Here is a 15,927-nt window from a genome sequence, read left to right as displayed (position 1 = left end):
TGATTTTGAACGATGTTTTTTATCTGTGAGGTACAAAATGAAAAAGCTAGGTTTAATTGTGACATCTGCAATCTTGTTGTCTGGTACTGCGTCTGCAGCTGAGTACGAGAGCTTTATTGGGCTTGGGGTCAGTGATGGTGTCATGAATAATGCAGGGCATCAATTTGAGCCTAACTTACGTGCGGGTGTAGTCATTAATGACAGCCATCGAGTAACTGGTACTTATGCATATGCAACAGACTCTGAGGCATCGAACCTTTTTGCTTCATATGACTATATGGTGGGTATTTCAGACAATCAAAAGTGGAATTGGTTTATTGGTGGTAGTGCGGGTTACACCGTATTCAAAGGCTCGGATAATGACTGGACTTTGGGCGCACAAACAGGTGTTCAGTATTCGCTTAATGACAGGTATAGCATGGAATTAGGGTATCGTGTTATCGACACATTGGATGACTGGAAAGATCGTAATATGTCGCAGCTCGATTCATTCTATTTAGCAGTCGATATCAAACTGTAATATACGGTTGTTGTAACGAACGAAAAGCATGAGGCCATTTCACAGCCTCATGCTTTTTAGTAGGAAAGACTAGCGTTTATCGTTATCGAACTGTTTGATGAGCACGGAGGTATCGGCACGATGGTAGCCGCGGGCTTGTAGTTCAGCATACTTTTGGTCAACTTGTTTGGCGATAGGGAGTTCAACCCCAAGTTTCTCCGCCGCTTCGAAACAGATACCTAGATCTTTACGCATCCAGTCAATGGCAAAGCCGAAGTCGAACTTATCTTCTGCCATGGTTTGGGCGCGATTTTCTAACTGCCAAGATCCTGCCGCGCCGTGCTTGAGCACTTCAGTCATTTGCTCGATATCAAGTCCTGCAGACTTCGCTAAAGTAATGGCTTCTGATAATCCTTGAAGTACACCAGCAATACACAGCTGGTTAGCCATTTTGGTTATTTGGCCATAGCCGACCCCACCCATCAAGGTGGTGGCTTTGGCAAAACAGTCCATAACCGGTTTGGCATGTTCAAATACTTTGCTATCTCCACCAACCATCACGGTAAGACAACCATTTACCGCGCCAGCCTCACCACCGGAAACAGGCGCATCAAGGAAGCTAAGTTGGCAATCCGCGGCTTTTTCGGCAATTTCTTTAGCAACTTCTGCAGAGGCGGTGGTGTTATCAATGAGTACAGCTCCCGGTTTTGCAGATGCCAGGATGCCATCTTCACCACAGTATACTTGGCGCAAATCATCATCATTACCGACGCAGGTAAATACAAAGTCAGCCCCTTCAGCCGCCTCAGCAGGCGTTAGGGCGTAGCTGCCAGCATAAGTCTCGACCCATTTTTCTGCTTTGGCAGTGGTACGGTTGTATACGGTCACATGGTGGCCAGCATTGGCGAGGTGGCCAGCCATCGGGAAGCCCATGGTGCCCAGTCCGATAAATGCAATTTTATGTGATGTCATGTGTTTGCTTCCCTTAACATAAGCGCTACTGAGTAACGGTGAAGACGGATAGTGAATATGTGGTTTTTCAGTATCTTAGAAATAGGCTAGAAATACCATTGAATTGCTTCGATATATAGCACATATGGACTTGTCAAAAAATAACTAAAAAAAAGTGGGTAAACGCATTCTTTTCTTGTGAATCACTGGCTCAGCCCCTATGATGCGGAAAGTTATTCTGTAATGGCTGTTTTATGCTGACTTCTGTGCTAAGAGTTTTGATGTTGATAGTGTGTTTGGGATTTGTATGGCCTAGCCATGCAGGCTCAATCATGCCTGTATCAAATGCTACTGCAGGACAACAGCATAGTGTTTATAGCAGTGTCGACAATGATGCTAATCGTTATATGCCGATGGCGTTTTCACAACAATTGGCACAATCCGCTTCTTTTGATCGATTCTTTGCTACCGGAAGCCAAAACTTACATCTTCAGGCTTCTCAAACAGAGCTCAATGCACTGTTTAAGTTGGATCAGACTGACTTAGTTGATGCGATAGACGTTCACAGCACTTCCCAATCGAATAACAACCAACACTCCAACCATGACCGCAGTCTTGACCTCGCTATTGTCACTTCTAGCCGTTTTGCCAGCTTGCTGCGCCATGATCCAGAAGAGGTTGAGCCTGCTTATCAATTGGCGATCGAGTTGCCTATCGAACCTGTCCCGAGCTTTGCCAAGGACTACCGAGTCGATATGCAGCCAGCGCTAGATTGGACCCTGAACACTTCCCCCCCTTCAGGCCGGATTTCCGGTTGGAAGGAATCTAACCTTATCTACACCGTTTACCACCACCGCCTCTCCTTGGCATAGCCTGTCATCAATCTATTCCTGCTTTGTAAAAGTAGGATTATGAAACCTTGCTTGTTATTACTTTGCCCTGAGTATTGTTTCGCTTTAGGTATTGCTACTTATGTATTGATACTGCGCGTCTTTAGCTCATGGCTGCAAAGAGACTAACGAGTAGGGGCGGCATTAAGACTGTTTTCAATTTGATTGAAAAAGCAGTGAGTTGTGCTTCCTTATACATGGGGTGCAACAAAAACAGTGGTAAAAAAATATGAGAAAAAAAGCCCCTCAGCGGTTATTGAACCATTATCCCGCTTGGAAATATGTTGTCCTTCTTGTCACCTTGGTGGTGATGACGCTCAGCGCAGTCCCGACGTGGTACGGTGAAGATGCTGCAGTGCAAGTTTCAGCCAAAGGCGTGTCCGTACCTGATGTTGTCCAATTGCAAAATACGCTAAAGCAGCATGATATCGCGGTTAAGCGTATTGACCAGCAATCCGATAGTACTTTGGTTGTGCTTGCCGACGAATCACAGCAGACCCAAGCCCGTACGGTTTTAGCGGAGAAAATGGGACCTAATAGCGATTCGCAATTAACATTGGCCATGACACCTGCAGCACCTGCATGGTTGCAGGGTATGGGCTTTGCGCCTATCAAGCTTGGCTTGGACCTTCGCGGCGGTGTTCAATTCTTGTTAGATGTGGATATGAATCAGGTCTATCAAGCACAGGGCGATTTGCTTCAAGATGAATTGCGTCAGGAGTTTCGCACGGAAGGCATTCGAAATACTCGAATTGAAGCAGTGGCTTCAGATACCTTGGTCGTGCGTCTACCTAATAGCGAAGCAAATGGTAAAGTTCGCCAGTTTATCCGCAAAAACTACCCTCAATGGCAAGTAACCAATGATGCTGGCCATGGTGTTAAGTTGGCTCTGAGAGCTGATGAGCAAACACAGCTTCGTAACCTAACTGTTCAACAAAACCTGCAAACCATGCGCAGCCGAATTGAAGAGCTCGGAATCACCGAAGCTTTGGTACAGCGCCAAGGTGAAAATCGCATTCGTATCGAATTACCTGGTGTTCAAGACCCTGCGGCAGCTAAGAGTGTTATCGGTGCAACAGCCAGCTTGGCTTTCTATCCGGTTCGTGAGCTGGGCAGTGGCAGCACAATGATCATCAATGATGAGCATGGGCAGCCTGTACGCGTAGCACGTCAGCCTATTTTGAGTGGTGATCATATCGTTGATGCCCGTGCCAGTTTTGGCGAGATGGGTATGGCTGAGGTGAATATTAACCTTGATAGTGCTGGTGGCAAGATCATGTCTGACTTCTCACGCCAGAACATCGGTAAGCCAATGGCTACAGCCTTTAGCGAGTACAGCCGTGACAGCGAAGGCAATGCGGTACAAGAGAACAAAATCATCAGTGTGGCAACGATCCAAAGCCAACTGGGTAACCGCTTCAGAATCACCGGTGCTGGCTCAATGCAAGATGCTCAAGAGTTGGCTCTGTTACTGCGTGCGGGTTCACTAACAGCACCTGTGACAATTGTTGAAGAGCGTACGATTGGTCCAACACTGGGTGCAGAAAATATTGAAAACGGTTTTGCAGCATTGGCATTGGGTTTGGGCCTGACATTGATTTTTATGGCTTTGTGGTACCGACGTCTTGGCTGGGTAGCGAATGTCGCACTGGTCTTCAATATGGTGATGCTGTTTGGCCTGCTTGCTATGATCCCAGGGGCGGTACTGACGCTGCCGGGTATTGCCGGTTTGGTGTTGACTGTCGGTATGGCGGTAGATACTAACGTACTTATTTTCGAACGTATTCGCGACAAGCTAAGAGAAGGTCGTAGTTTGTCTCAAGCAATCGACCGAGGCTTTAGTAGTGCCTTCAGTACGATTTTCGATGCTAACTTCACCACCATGATCACTGCGGTTGTTCTCTACGCGATTGGTAATGGCCCTATTCAGGGATTCGCCCTGACATTGGGGCTGGGACTGATGACCAGTATGTTTACCGGTATTTTTGCTTCCCGCGCCATTATCAATTTGGTGTGGGGTCGTGATGCTCGACGTGAGGTGCGAATTTAATATGTTTATCACTATGAAAAATGCAACAAAATGGCGTCACGTTACGAGTGTCATTTCCATTATTTTATTGATTTGCTCCATTGCGGCTATTTCGGTTAAAGGTTTGAACTGGGGGCTAGATTTTACGGGTGGTATTGTTACTGAGGTTCAAACCAACAGTGCGTTAACTAGCCACGAAATCGATCAACTGCTGGATAAAAAACTGGGGCAGGATGCTAGTGTGATTGCGGCCGGTGAGCCGGGGCGCTGGGTATTGCGTTATGCGATTCCAGAGCAAGGTGATGCACCAGATATTGCCGCTGCACTGCATACAATTGATTCACAAGTACAGGTGTTAAATACCAGTATTGTCGGCCCACAAGTGGGGCAGGAATTGGCAGAGCAGGGTGGATTAGCACTTTTGGTCGCTGTGCTGTGTATTCTAGGTTACCTAAGTTACCGATTTGAATGGCGCTTAGCGTCGGGTTCAGTCTTCGCCTTAGCGCATGATGTGATCTTTGTCCTAGGCTTCTTTGCGCTGACTCAGATGGAGTTCAATATGACGGTGCTGGCGGCTGTGATGGCTATTATGGGTTACTCGCTTAACGACTCCATCATCATTGCTGACCGTATTCGCGAATTGTTGATTTCGAAGCCAAAAAAAGCGATTGAAGATATCAACAATGAAGCGATAGCTGCGACGATTTCCCGTACTATGATCACATCCGGTACGACGTTGCTGACCGTAGGCTCTCTGTGGTTATTAGGTGGTGGCCCCCTAGAAGGATTTGCCATTGCGATGTTTATCGGTATTTTGACGGGGACTTGGTCTTCAGTATCGGTGGGCACTTCGCTACCAGAGTTATTTAAGCTGAATTCTTCACACTATCAGCTGCAGCCTGTTTCACAGGAGCCATAAGACGGTAGCTGTATTTTTAGTTAAAAGGGCCTTCTGGCCCTTTTTTGTTGTCTTTTTTTCATGGCTACCCATTTAGCGGCCAACTGTGATAACGTCAAATGAATGGAGACTAGCGCCGAGAATGAAAGGAAAGAGACGCAACATGGGAAAGAAATCATTAGAGACCAAAATCGTTACTGCAGGACGTTCTGCAAAGTGGACGCAGTCGCTGGTTAACCCGCCTGTTAGCCGAGCTTCGACCATAGTGTTTGAGTCGGTGAAAGAGATGAAGCAGGCAACGGCCAATAGAAAGAACCAAGCCCTGTTCTATGGCCGCCGTGGCACCAACACTCACTTTGCTTTTCAAGATGCCATGGTTGAGCTAGAAGGTGGTGTAGGTTGTGCTGTGTACCCTTGTGGAACGGCAGCGATTACCAGTGCTATTTTGGCCTTCGTCAAAGCGGGTGATCACATTTTGATGGTCGATGGTGTTTACGAACCGACCCGTGACTTCTGTGACAAGATCCTCGATAAGATGGGTGTGGAAACCACGTATTACGATCCTATGATTGGTGAAGGGATCCGCGACCTCATCAAGCCGAATACAACAGTATTGTTCCTTGAGTCTCCATGTTCAATCACCATGGAAGTTCAAGATGTTCCGACCTTGTCTCGTATTGCCCATGAACACGATCTAGTTGTGATGCTGGATAATACTTGGGCGTCACCCATCAACTTCCAGCCTTTTGAGCATGGCGTTGATATCTCGATTCAAGCTGCGACCAAATACATCGTGGGACATTCTGATGTCATGTTGGGAACCGCAGTGGCGAATGAGCGTTGCTGGGAACAGCTTCAAGAAAATAGTTACCTCTTAGGCCAGTGCACTTCTCCGGATGATGTTTACCTAGCTATGCGAGGGCTTCGTACTTTAGGTGTGCGCTTGAAGCAGCATGAGCAAAATAGCCTTAAAGTTGCGCAGTGGCTAACAGAGCGCGAAGAAGTTGATCATGTTCGCCACCCAGCTTTTGAAAGCTGTGAGGGCCACGAGTTCTACAAGCGTGACTTTAAAGGGTGTAATGGCCTGTTTTCTGTTGTGCTGAATCGCGGTAATACCGAGGCGCTGACGGCATTGCTTGATGGTATGGAGCACTTCAGCATGGGTTATTCTTGGGGCGGCTTTGAGAGCTTGATCCTCGCGAACGAGAATATCAACTCGCTGCGTACTGTTGCCAAGAAAGACTTTGCTGGCCCACTATTGCGATTACATATTGGTTTGGAATCAGCGGATGATCTCATTGCTGATTTGGAACGAGGCTTCGAAAGGTTGAATGCGGTACTGAACCAATAATTAGCTTTACTTTTCCGATGATAAGGCCAGCAATGCTGGCCTTTTTGTTGCTCTGACCTTTTGCGGCTTCACCAATATTGCGGCTATTATCTTTCTTGAGCACCGGTATGGGCAGGTATTAGCTACTATTTAGTAAACGCGATGCTAGAGGGGTAGTTATGAAAAAGACAGGGTATTGGGCTGCGATTGTCATACTCCCGATGACAATGCTGGGTTGTTCAAGCTCAGATCTGGAAAACTATCAGCTTTTTCCTGATGATTATGTGTACGATGTGCCATACGACAGTATCTACCATTATGGCTATAACCAAGGCTGTGACAGTGCGTTGGGCATTACAGGCAATTATGGCAAAGTCTTTGGTAAGGATGAAACTCTGGATGGTAGTGATACTAAATTCAATCAAGGTTGGGATGATGGCAACAAAGCCTGTCAGGAGACTGGGCAGCGAGTGTTGATGCAGACATCTTTTATTAACCCTTACCAGAGTTTTAGCTACAGTTACGAGTGATCGTAGAGCGCTCAGGGTGTATTAAAAACCATAAAAAAACAGACCAAGGCGGTCTGTTTTTGGTTAAGTCACTATCATTTTGTGTTTAAGATTGACCTAGCCAGGTATCGTTCTTAATCGTTAGTCACAAAATGTTATGGCTTTTTAGTTTGGTCGAGTCAGTGATTGTACTTGGCCGTCACGAAACGAAACAGGTACAACGGCATGCACTTCTGGCAGTAATAAAAATGCATCTTCATCAGACTCATTATTCATCTCTACCACAACTTGTAGGTATTTGTTCAACGCACGCTGAAGAGCTGGGGTTGAAATCTTGTTACCTTGCTTGCCGAACTGGCTATATTGACCTTTACTGGAGTACACCCAAATACTAAATGGGTCATCTTCTTTTTCTAGTTGCTCGATAAAATCGGCGATATGTCTCATAAAAGTCCTTTTCCCTAATCAATAGCAGTGTATTGATTTCCCCATTATGGAACTAAGTTGCTATTTTTCAATTCGAATTACATAGCTCATCTAGGTTTATGTGATACTGGTAACAGAAAATTGAAATTAGAATGAGTATCTGAAAATTAATTTAACCCCAGCTGTCACTTTACCCTAGATAATTGACTTGCTAATCAGTAAACGTTTACAGAGTAATTCCCTAAGAGAATATAATCAAGAGGGGGTACCATCGCAAACTAATCCTTAAGGGGTAGTTGGGTTGAATTTTATTTGTGTTCAAGAAGTTGGGGTGAGTATCATTGTTGTAACTAAGTTTTACGATGAAAAATTAAACAATATACAAGGAGTTGCAATGGAAGAAAGTGTTTGTGCATGGGCTATGAAACAGCCCATTGAGCGTGAATATCATGACCAAGAGTGGGGGCGGGTAAATAAATCAGATACATATTTATTCGAATTCCTTACTCTTGAAGGTGCGCAAGCTGGGCTTAGTTGGTACACCATTTTAAAACGCCGAGAAGCATACAGGGCTGCTTTTGATAATTATGACATCGAAAAGTTAGCTTCATACGAAGATGATCACATAGAAGCAATTATTACCAATTATGATGTCATAAAACATCGTGGAAAAATTAGCTCGGTATTTAATAACGCCCGAGCTGCACAACGGTTAATTAATGAGTATGGCAGTCTGGAAAATGCATTGTGGCAATTTGTCGATCACCAGCCGGTAATTAATCATTGGCAAACCATGGCCGATATTCCGGCTTTCACTGAGACCTCAAAGAAAATGAGTCGTTTTCTCAAAAAGAAGGGTTTTAAGTTTGTGGGTGAGACGATTTGTTATGCTTTCATGCAAGCCGTTGGCATGGTTAATGACCATTTAGTGAGTTGTCATTGCTATCAAAAAATACTAGAAGAAAAAAATAGATAACCTCCGTTTTGATAGTCCTTATCTATTAATGTGATAGCGGAGAGAAACTGGTTTGTCAGAGTGATGCAGAGTATTATATTTACTACACTTTCCTCTCGCACTTTGAAGTGACGAGGGTATTTTAACCTTGTAAGAAGTTGGGATAATGGCTGAAAATCCGGTAAAAGTAATCCATCGAGCAACCTGGGTTGGTTCCATCGCTAACGTTAGTTTGGCGGTATTAAAGATCACGGTAGGTAAAATTACTGGCAGTCAGGCGTTAGTTGCCGATGGTGTCCACAGTTTTTCGGATCTTATCACCGATACGGCTATTTTGATCGGCTCACGTTATTGGACAGCCCCTGCTGATAAAGGCCACCCATATGGCCATGGTCGCTTTGAAACTTTTACCAATATATTTATTGGTATTTTACTGCTGATTGTCGGCATCGGTATTGGCTGGGATTCACTGTCGGCATTAGGGCATGAAACAACCACTGTTCCTGGGATGATGGCTTTCTGGGCGGCATTGGCTTCGATTGTGGTGAAAGAGGTGCTTTACCGTTGGACCGTTATCCAAGCCAAGAAAATCAATAGCCGGTCTCTTCATGCCAATGCTTGGCACCACCGTAGTGATGCGTTGAGTTCTTTGCCCGTTGCTGTTGCGGTAGTGGCGAATTTTGTATTCCCTGATTTGCATTACCTCGATCAAGTGGCAGCATTGATCGTAACGGCGATGATTTTAAAAGCGGCGATTGAAATATTATGGCCTGCCATTATGGAATTGACCGAGGCACAGGTTGATGAAGATATTGAGGCAAAAATCCAAGGTTATGCCAGTGAGATGCCTCAAATAAAAGAAGTCCATGCTATTCGCAGTCGTCGTACTGGAAGTACTATTTTATTGGACTTTCATATGTTGGTAGACCCAGACATGCGTGTTGAAGATGCTCACACTGTTAGCGAAAAGTTCAAATCGTATATCTTGGCTCAAATTGATGAACTGGTTGATGTCGTGATACACATTGAGCCTTATACCTGTGCCGAGAGAGTGATTAACCCATGCTGTGAGGATAAGAGCTGCGATTAATTTTTTGTCGATAACGGTGACAAAAAAGTTAAAATTCTCAATATTGAGAAGGTGCAACAGTAGCGCGTTTAACTATCTTCTAAAAAGTGACCGAAACAGTTTACCTAGCAACAATGATGTTGCTAGGTAAGGTCATAAAGGAGAAGCACCATGCCGTTAATTAGAATCAAGTCTTTGCCTTTTGCTCAAGAAGTGAACATTCCAGCTACCTTGGGTGTGCTTTCAAAAGCCGTGTCAGAAACTAGCGATATCGATTTAAAACATGTCATGGTGACATGGGATTACCTTTCTCCTCATCATTATGCCCATAACGGTAAAGTGGTTGATTGCCAGCCAGATAAAACACACCCATTGCTAGTTCACCTCGTCGCCCCAAACTTCAATACTGAAGAGCAGATTGCGAGTATGTTGGAAGTCATTGCCAATACCTTGGCTGATGTCTTGCCGATTTCTAAGGAAAACATCTTTATTAATTTCTCCCCGGCTTACAGTGATGGCATTTACGATGCGGGACATGTGGTTGAGTGGGATGATTAAACCTTGGCTTTGCATAGTTTAATTTATGTCCGACGTCATGACTTATTCATCAAACTGGAATACGATAAGCGGTTTCCCCGTGTTATGAGTTTCTGATGTTTAAGTTAATTGCGTCTATGCCGCCTATGATGGCATTGTCTATTGCGATTGTTTGTGAAGTTGTTGCAACGTCAATGTTGCCGAAAACCCAGCAGTTTACCCAATTCGTGCCAACCCTGATCACGCTGTTAGGGTATGCCATTGCCTTTTTTATGTTATCTATTACGGTCAAGGCCGTACCTATAGGTATTGCTTATGCGATATGGTGTGGTGCGGGGATTGTATTGGTCGCGATGATTAGCTGGTTGTGGCATGGGCAGCAACTTGATTTAGCAGCCCTCGTCGGTATGTTGCTCATCTTGTCAGGCACGGTTGTCATTAACGTATTTTCTCATTCCGTAAGTCACTAACTCTAATATCAGGGTCATTACGATGCTGATCCAGCGCACATATCCGAAAAAAGCTTGTTTGTCTGAAGCCGGCTTTTTTTAATCAGCAAACGCGTAAATATGTGCAGCCACCCAATTCGATTACACATTAGCCCAGCAGTAGGAGCAACTGAGCTTCTTGTATCGCTTGGCTCCTGCATAGCCATGCCATCAGGCACCATTTCTATCTTGTTAGACTATTTAATTAAGAGGTTGTGCCAAGCTTGTTGTAAATGTAGCGCCTTTGTTATTGTTGGTCTTGGGTATAAAGGTGAATATAAAACATGGAATGTCTATGAAAGAGAACACACTTGAAGCAAACTTTGATGGTCTAGTTGGTCCAACTCACAATTATAGTGGACTCTCTTTTGGTAATGTCGCGTCGGCGAAGAGCCAAGCTACCCCTTCTCGCCCTAAACAGGCTGCTCTGCAAGGGTTGGCGAAGATGAAAGCTTTGTCTGATATGGGAATGGTGCAAGGTGTGCTCGCTCCACAGGAGAGGCCGGATATATCAACATTGCGTCGCTTGGGTTTTACCGGAAGCGATCAGTCGGTGTTGGCCGCAGCAGCGATTCAGGCGCCGAAAGTGTTGGCGGCTTGCTGCTCTGCGTCAAGCATGTGGACAGCCAATGCGGCAACAATCTCGCCTTCGGCTGATACCACGGATGGAAAAGTCCATTTTACCCCGGCGAATCTAATCAATAAGTTCCATCGCTCTATCGAACATGAAGTGACAGGACGAATTCTCAAAGCGACTTTCGCTAACGATAGCCATTTTGTTCACCATCCAGCCTTGCCGAGTGTCGAGCACTTCGGCGATGAAGGCGCAGCTAACCACACCCGTTTTTGCCTCGACTATGGCCAGCAAGGGGTAGAATTTTTTGTCTTTGGCCGCTATGCCTTTGACAACCGTTATCCTGAACCAAAGAAATTCCCTGCCCGGCATACATTTGAAGCGTGCGAAGCGGTGGTAAGGTTGCATCAGCTGGATACCGACAAGGTGGTGATTGCCCAGCAGAACCCTGATGTGATTGACCAAGGCGTGTTCCACAATGATGTCATCGCAGTCGGTAACCGTAATGTCCTTTTCTGCCATGAACAGGCATTTTTGAATCAGCAGGCGGTTTATGACGAGCTAAACCTGAAGCTGTCGGGTGAAATGCGCATTATCGAAGTACCAACAAAGAGCGTATCAATAGACGATGCTGTGACCAGTTATCTTTTTAACTCGCAGCTGATCACTACGCCTAACGGTGATAATGTGTTGATCTTGCCAGAAGAGTGCCGGAATAACCCGAGGGTGTGGGCATACTTAGAGCAGCTTCTAGCTAACAAGCAGGGTATTGATGAAATTAAGGTTTTCGATCTAAAACAGAGTATGGCAAATGGCGGGGGGCCGGCATGCTTGAGACTGCGTGTTGCGCTAAATCAGGCTGAGTTGGCAGCTGTAAACCCAAATACAATAATGTCCGATGCTTTGTACAAACAGTTATGCTTGTGGGTAGAAAAAAATTATCGAGATCAACTGGTTGAAACGGATTTAGCTGACCCTTCTTTGTTGTTGGAGTCTCGTACGGCTCTTGATGAGCTTACCCAAATCCTCAATTTAGGCACTGTCTATCCTTTCCAGCGTTAATATTCTGATTTGCGGTGCGATCGTACCGCTTATCTTGCTTATAGTGGGCAACACAAGGTTGACGAGATTCAAGCGACAAAGGGATAATAGGGGGATTAAAATTTAATGCCCGTGACGGAGTCGAAATGGCGAAACTATCCCTTCAAGAGCAGATGCTAAAAGCAGGCCTCATTGATAAGAAAAAACTAAAGAAAGCGGGCAAACAGTCCAAAAAATCCCGTACTCTTCGCAATGAAGCTAAAGCAGCCGTTGAAGCTAACAAGACTGCCCAGCTGGAGCAGGATCAAGAGCTTAACCGTCAAAAGCAGGCTGAGGCTGACAAGAAAGCGATCATATCTCAAGTCAAGCAATTGATTGAAATGAACAAAATTGATATCGCAGACGGAGACATCGGTTATAACTTCACCGATGGTACGTTAGTTAAGAAAATTTATGTTAATAAGCAAACCCAAGATCAGCTTGTTAGTGGACGTTTAGCAATTGCCCGTTACCTGGAAAGCTATGCCGTGATCCCGGGTGTTGTTGCCGATAAGATCAGCCAGCGTGATGAAGCGAGCATTATTGTGAACAATACCTCTTCTGAGCAAGAGGTCGATGAAGACGATCCGTATGCAGATTTCCAGATCCCTGATGATCTAATGTGGTAATACGCTACTGACGATCGTAAAAGCCCAGCGAATGCTGGGCTTTTTATTATCTGTTGAAAATCATTGATTGAGGAACTCGGCTATATGGCAATAAACTTGCTCGCAGCTATCTGGTGTTAGATCCTCCAAGTTTAGAAAAGCGTGAGTCATATTGCTGAAGTGATAGTGCACGCTATGGATCCCTAACATTTTTAACCGCTCGATATACCGTTTTCCTTCATCTTGTATCGGATCAAAGCCCGCTGTTATGAGTATGGTTGCAGGGTGGTTGCTGGGTAATGTTCCAAACAGTGGTGACGCTTTTTTGCGGTTTTTTTCCTGCTGGAAGTATTGGTCAAAATACCATTGGATTTTTGCCGTCTCCAAGATATACCCTTCACGGAAATCAATTAAAGACTCACTAGAGAATGTGTAATCGAGGCTCGGGTAAATCAAGACTAATTGGTGAATGGCATCTGGTTGACGCTGGGCAAGCGTTGCAGCCAATGCACCACCGGCTGAATCACCTGCAATCGATATCGTTGGCTGAAAGGAAATATTCTGTCTCACCAGAGTGTTTACTATCTCTTCAAGGCTCATAATGCAGTCTACTAGGCCTTTTGGGTAAGGGTGCTCGGGAGAGAGCCGATAATCAATCGTGATAACGACGTGCTGGCTGTGATGTGCGAGGCGACGACTTATTGGGTCGTAGACCTCAATACTGCCACACATGTGGCCGCCACCATGGACGAATAACAATATCGGTAATTCATTATCCGGAGACGGGTGGTAAATTCGGCATGGAATTGACGTCCCATGTATGTGTGCATCAATAACTTGCTTTATGGCTACCGGGGTTGTGACACACTGCTGAGTGATAGCCGATAGCCCTAACCGGGCCATCTCAGGCGTTGGCGGAATCTCCATTACCTTTGCTTGTGCTAGGGCATCATTGAATGATTTTAGCCATACTTGCAGGCTTTGTGGCATGTCGGCCATGCGAGCTTCCTTGTTGCTTCAGTCGTTCAATTTCGGGAACGCGTTCGATGAGATAATCTTTGAAATTGGCACAACGCGCTGGCATGTATTTTCGTGGTTTAAAATAAAGGTTTAGCTCAAATTGGCTACTGACGTAATTTTCCAAAACTGGCTGTAAAGTTTTCCTGTCGAGTTCGTTGGCAATTAAACTAAAAGGTAAATACGCAATTCCCCCTCCATGTATGGCTATATTCTTGAGAATTTCACTGTCATCGGCCTCCACTGTCTGAGCTATCTCAACGGTGGAGTACTCGCCATTCAGTTCGAAAATCCAGCGATTACCACCAACCAATGTACTGGCATACAGACAGCGATGGTGTTTGAGATCATCGGGGACAATAGGTCTGCCGTTTTTTTGGATATAGGCCGGCGAGCAGCATGCCATTAATGGCTCTCTCAACAGTGAACGCTTAACTAGCAGGCTATCTTTGTCTTGAAAGCCGCGATAGGTGGCGTTGGCTCGTATTGCAAAGTCAACATCATGAACATGATCAACTTCAAATGCCGTTTCTAGCACGACAAAGTTAATCGATGGGTGAAGTAACAGGTACTCACCGATGATCTGACTCAGATAGTGCTTGGCAAATAACGGGGTACTGGCAATTTTGATGGTACCTTTGTCCTCGCTGCTCATGTTCTGGACTTCGTTGAACACATCGTCAATTTGGGTATACAGCAAGCTGAATCGGTCGAACAGTCGTTGCCCGGCTTGAGTTGGCGTAATTTTACGTGTTGTGCGCTTGAGTAAGCTAACCCCCATCTTTTCTTCCAACTCATTAAGCCACCGACTGGCAGCGGAAGGGGAGATATTATTGTGCTTTGCCGCTTCGCTGATCGAACCGGTTCTCACAACGTGAAGAAAGAAGACAACCTTGTCCAACATGAGTACATCCTAAAATCCATTTACCCTCATACAGTTATAGCAAGAAAATGCAACAAAATGATGAATAAATGCTCAGGCGGCAATGAGCACTGCATGCTGAAGAGGAAGGTATATCGTCATATTAGCAAAGCTGATTTGCATTAATGTGAGTAATATATTGGGGGGAATCCTCTAAAATACCAGAATACAGTGAGTTGTGTTGCCCGTCACAACTGCAGGCACTCGCTAATACCAGTTACAACCGTTTTGATGTCAACAGTTTGGTATTCATATAGGGGAATTAAAATGCTAAATAACAAAGTGTGTATAGTGACAGGTGGTGCCCAAGGGATTGGTCGCTGTATTGTCGAAACCTTTGCTAAGAATGATGCAACTCAGGTGTATGCATGTGATATGAACGCATCCGCCATGACGGACTTAGAAGCCAAGTATCCTAACGTTACAGCCGTCGAGCTTAATGTTTGTGATCGAGATAATATTGCAAATTTCGTTAAAAAAGTGAAATCAGAGTACGGTAAGATTGATGTGCTCGTTAATAATGCTGGTGTAACACGGGACAACCTGATTGAAAAGATGACAGAGGAAGATTGGGATTTGGTTTCCGATGTCAATTTAAAGGGGGTCTTTAATATGACCCAAGCCATTGCGCCAGTGATGGTTGAAGGCGGGGTTGGTTCAATCATCACCATGTCTTCAGTGGTGGGGACTGACGGGAATATTGGTCAATCCAACTACGCGGCAACCAAAGGTGGTGTGATTGCCATGACAAAAGGTTGGTCCAAAGAGTTCTCGCGTAAAGGTGCCCAAGTGAGGGCCAATTGTATTGCACCTGGATTCATTGAAACACCCATGACTGTCGACCTGCCGGAAAAAGTGTTGGATTACATGAGGCATAAAACACCGTTAGGCCGTATGGGTAAGCCGCAGGATATTGCCAATGGTGCCTTGTTCTTAGCTAGTGACAATTCAGCATTTGTTACAGGCCAAACATTGAAGGTTGATGGTGGATTAGTTATTTAAGATAACATGATTCGTCATTATTTTGACGGTTGCTTTGGCAGCCGTTTTTTATTGAACGCTGGTTCATTAACCGTGGTTAGATTTGTTTTTATATATTGAGTGTAATATAAATAATATGTTTATCATATTGTGATAGTTATATC

The 15,927-nt window shown here is 45.0% G+C and carries 17 protein-coding genes; 13 read left to right on the top strand and 4 right to left on the bottom strand.

What is annotated here, in order from left to right:
- The first annotated feature begins 37 nt into the window (after positions 1–37).
- Entirely contained in the window at positions 38–520 is a 483-nt protein-coding gene (locus tag ACVA58_RS11040) for a hypothetical protein (RefSeq protein ID WP_446510495.1), read from the top strand.
- Between the two features lie 69 nt (positions 521–589).
- Here the strand turns inward: ACVA58_RS11040 and ACVA58_RS11035 are convergent, their stop codons facing one another.
- Positions 590–1,471 carry an NAD(P)-dependent oxidoreductase gene (locus ACVA58_RS11035; RefSeq protein WP_446510494.1) on the bottom strand — a complete coding sequence of 294 codons (882 nt, stop codon included), beginning with the start codon at positions 1,469–1,471 and terminating at the stop codon, positions 590–592.
- A gap of 311 nt (positions 1,472–1,782) precedes the next feature.
- Here ACVA58_RS11035 and ACVA58_RS11030 point away from each other — a divergent pair, with 311 nt between their 5' ends.
- From ACVA58_RS11030 to ACVA58_RS11010, 5 genes are all read left to right on the top strand, one after another.
- Positions 1,783–2,322 carry a hypothetical protein gene (locus ACVA58_RS11030; RefSeq protein WP_446510493.1) on the top strand — a complete coding sequence of 180 codons (540 nt, stop codon included), beginning with the start codon at positions 1,783–1,785 and terminating at the stop codon, positions 2,320–2,322.
- Positions 2,323–2,569: 247 nt separating this feature from the next.
- Positions 2,570–4,390: a protein translocase subunit SecD gene (secD, locus tag ACVA58_RS11025; RefSeq protein WP_446510492.1), complete on the top strand. Its 1,821-nt coding sequence runs from the start codon at positions 2,570–2,572 to the stop codon at positions 4,388–4,390.
- Position 4,391: 1 nt separating this feature from the next.
- Positions 4,392–5,288 carry a protein translocase subunit SecF gene (gene secF / locus ACVA58_RS11020; protein ID WP_446510491.1) on the top strand — a complete coding sequence of 299 codons (897 nt, stop codon included), beginning with the start codon at positions 4,392–4,394 and terminating at the stop codon, positions 5,286–5,288.
- A gap of 142 nt (positions 5,289–5,430) precedes the next feature.
- Positions 5,431–6,618 carry a cystathionine beta-lyase gene (locus ACVA58_RS11015; RefSeq protein ID WP_446510490.1) on the top strand — a complete coding sequence of 396 codons (1,188 nt, stop codon included), beginning with the start codon at positions 5,431–5,433 and terminating at the stop codon, positions 6,616–6,618.
- Positions 6,619–6,776: 158 nt separating this feature from the next.
- Positions 6,777–7,127: a hypothetical protein gene (locus ACVA58_RS11010; protein WP_446510489.1), complete on the top strand. Its 351-nt coding sequence runs from the start codon at positions 6,777–6,779 to the stop codon at positions 7,125–7,127.
- Positions 7,128–7,271: 144 nt separating this feature from the next.
- Here ACVA58_RS11010 and ACVA58_RS11005 read toward each other — a convergent pair whose 3' ends face one another.
- Entirely contained in the window at positions 7,272–7,553 is a 282-nt protein-coding gene (locus ACVA58_RS11005; RefSeq protein WP_446510488.1) for a hypothetical protein, read from the bottom strand.
- A 373-nt stretch (positions 7,554–7,926) separates the two neighbouring features.
- Here ACVA58_RS11005 and ACVA58_RS11000 point away from each other — a divergent pair, with 373 nt between their 5' ends.
- The 6 genes from ACVA58_RS11000 (at position 7,927) to ACVA58_RS10975 (ending at position 12,864) form a co-directional block, all read left to right on the top strand.
- Entirely contained in the window at positions 7,927–8,508 is a 582-nt protein-coding gene (locus ACVA58_RS11000) for a DNA-3-methyladenine glycosylase I (RefSeq protein WP_446510704.1), read from the top strand.
- 145 nt (positions 8,509–8,653) lie between these two features.
- On the top strand, positions 8,654–9,577 hold the full coding sequence (locus ACVA58_RS10995) for a cation diffusion facilitator family transporter (protein WP_446510487.1): 924 nt from the start codon (positions 8,654–8,656) through the stop codon (positions 9,575–9,577).
- Between the two features lie 150 nt (positions 9,578–9,727).
- Positions 9,728–10,114 (top strand): hypothetical protein, encoded by a 387-nt coding sequence (locus ACVA58_RS10990; RefSeq protein ID WP_446510486.1) that lies wholly within the window; start codon positions 9,728–9,730, stop codon positions 10,112–10,114.
- Between the two features lie 116 nt (positions 10,115–10,230).
- Positions 10,231–10,563 (top strand): DMT family transporter, encoded by a 333-nt coding sequence (locus ACVA58_RS10985; protein ID WP_446510703.1) that lies wholly within the window; start codon positions 10,231–10,233, stop codon positions 10,561–10,563.
- Positions 10,564–10,870: 307 nt separating this feature from the next.
- Positions 10,871–12,217, top strand: a complete 1,347-nt coding sequence (gene astB, locus ACVA58_RS10980; RefSeq protein ID WP_446510485.1) for an N-succinylarginine dihydrolase — start codon at positions 10,871–10,873, stop codon at positions 12,215–12,217.
- Positions 12,218–12,342: 125 nt separating this feature from the next.
- Complete coding sequence (locus tag ACVA58_RS10975) at positions 12,343–12,864, top strand: DUF2058 domain-containing protein (protein ID WP_446510484.1); 522 nt, start codon at positions 12,343–12,345, stop codon at positions 12,862–12,864.
- A gap of 60 nt (positions 12,865–12,924) precedes the next feature.
- On the opposite strand, the gene ACVA58_RS10970 is transcribed toward ACVA58_RS10975, so the two are convergent.
- Complete coding sequence (locus ACVA58_RS10970; protein ID WP_446510483.1) at positions 12,925–13,842, bottom strand: alpha/beta fold hydrolase; 918 nt, start codon at positions 13,840–13,842, stop codon at positions 12,925–12,927.
- Positions 13,793–14,764, bottom strand: coding sequence for a LysR family transcriptional regulator (locus ACVA58_RS10965; RefSeq protein ID WP_446510482.1), 972 nt, complete (start codon positions 14,762–14,764; stop codon positions 13,793–13,795). Before ACVA58_RS10965 ends, ACVA58_RS10970 begins: the two co-directional genes overlap by 50 nt.
- Positions 14,765–15,049: 285 nt before the next feature.
- On the opposite strand from ACVA58_RS10965, the gene fabG reads away from it, so the two are divergent.
- Positions 15,050–15,784: a 3-oxoacyl-ACP reductase FabG gene (gene fabG, locus ACVA58_RS10960; protein WP_446510481.1), complete on the top strand. Its 735-nt coding sequence runs from the start codon at positions 15,050–15,052 to the stop codon at positions 15,782–15,784.
- Positions 15,785–15,927 lie beyond the last annotated feature (143 nt).

It is taken from the genome of Photobacterium sp. DNB22_13_2, from assembly GCF_052873915.1.
This window is presented reverse-complemented; position numbering and strand designations above follow the sequence as displayed.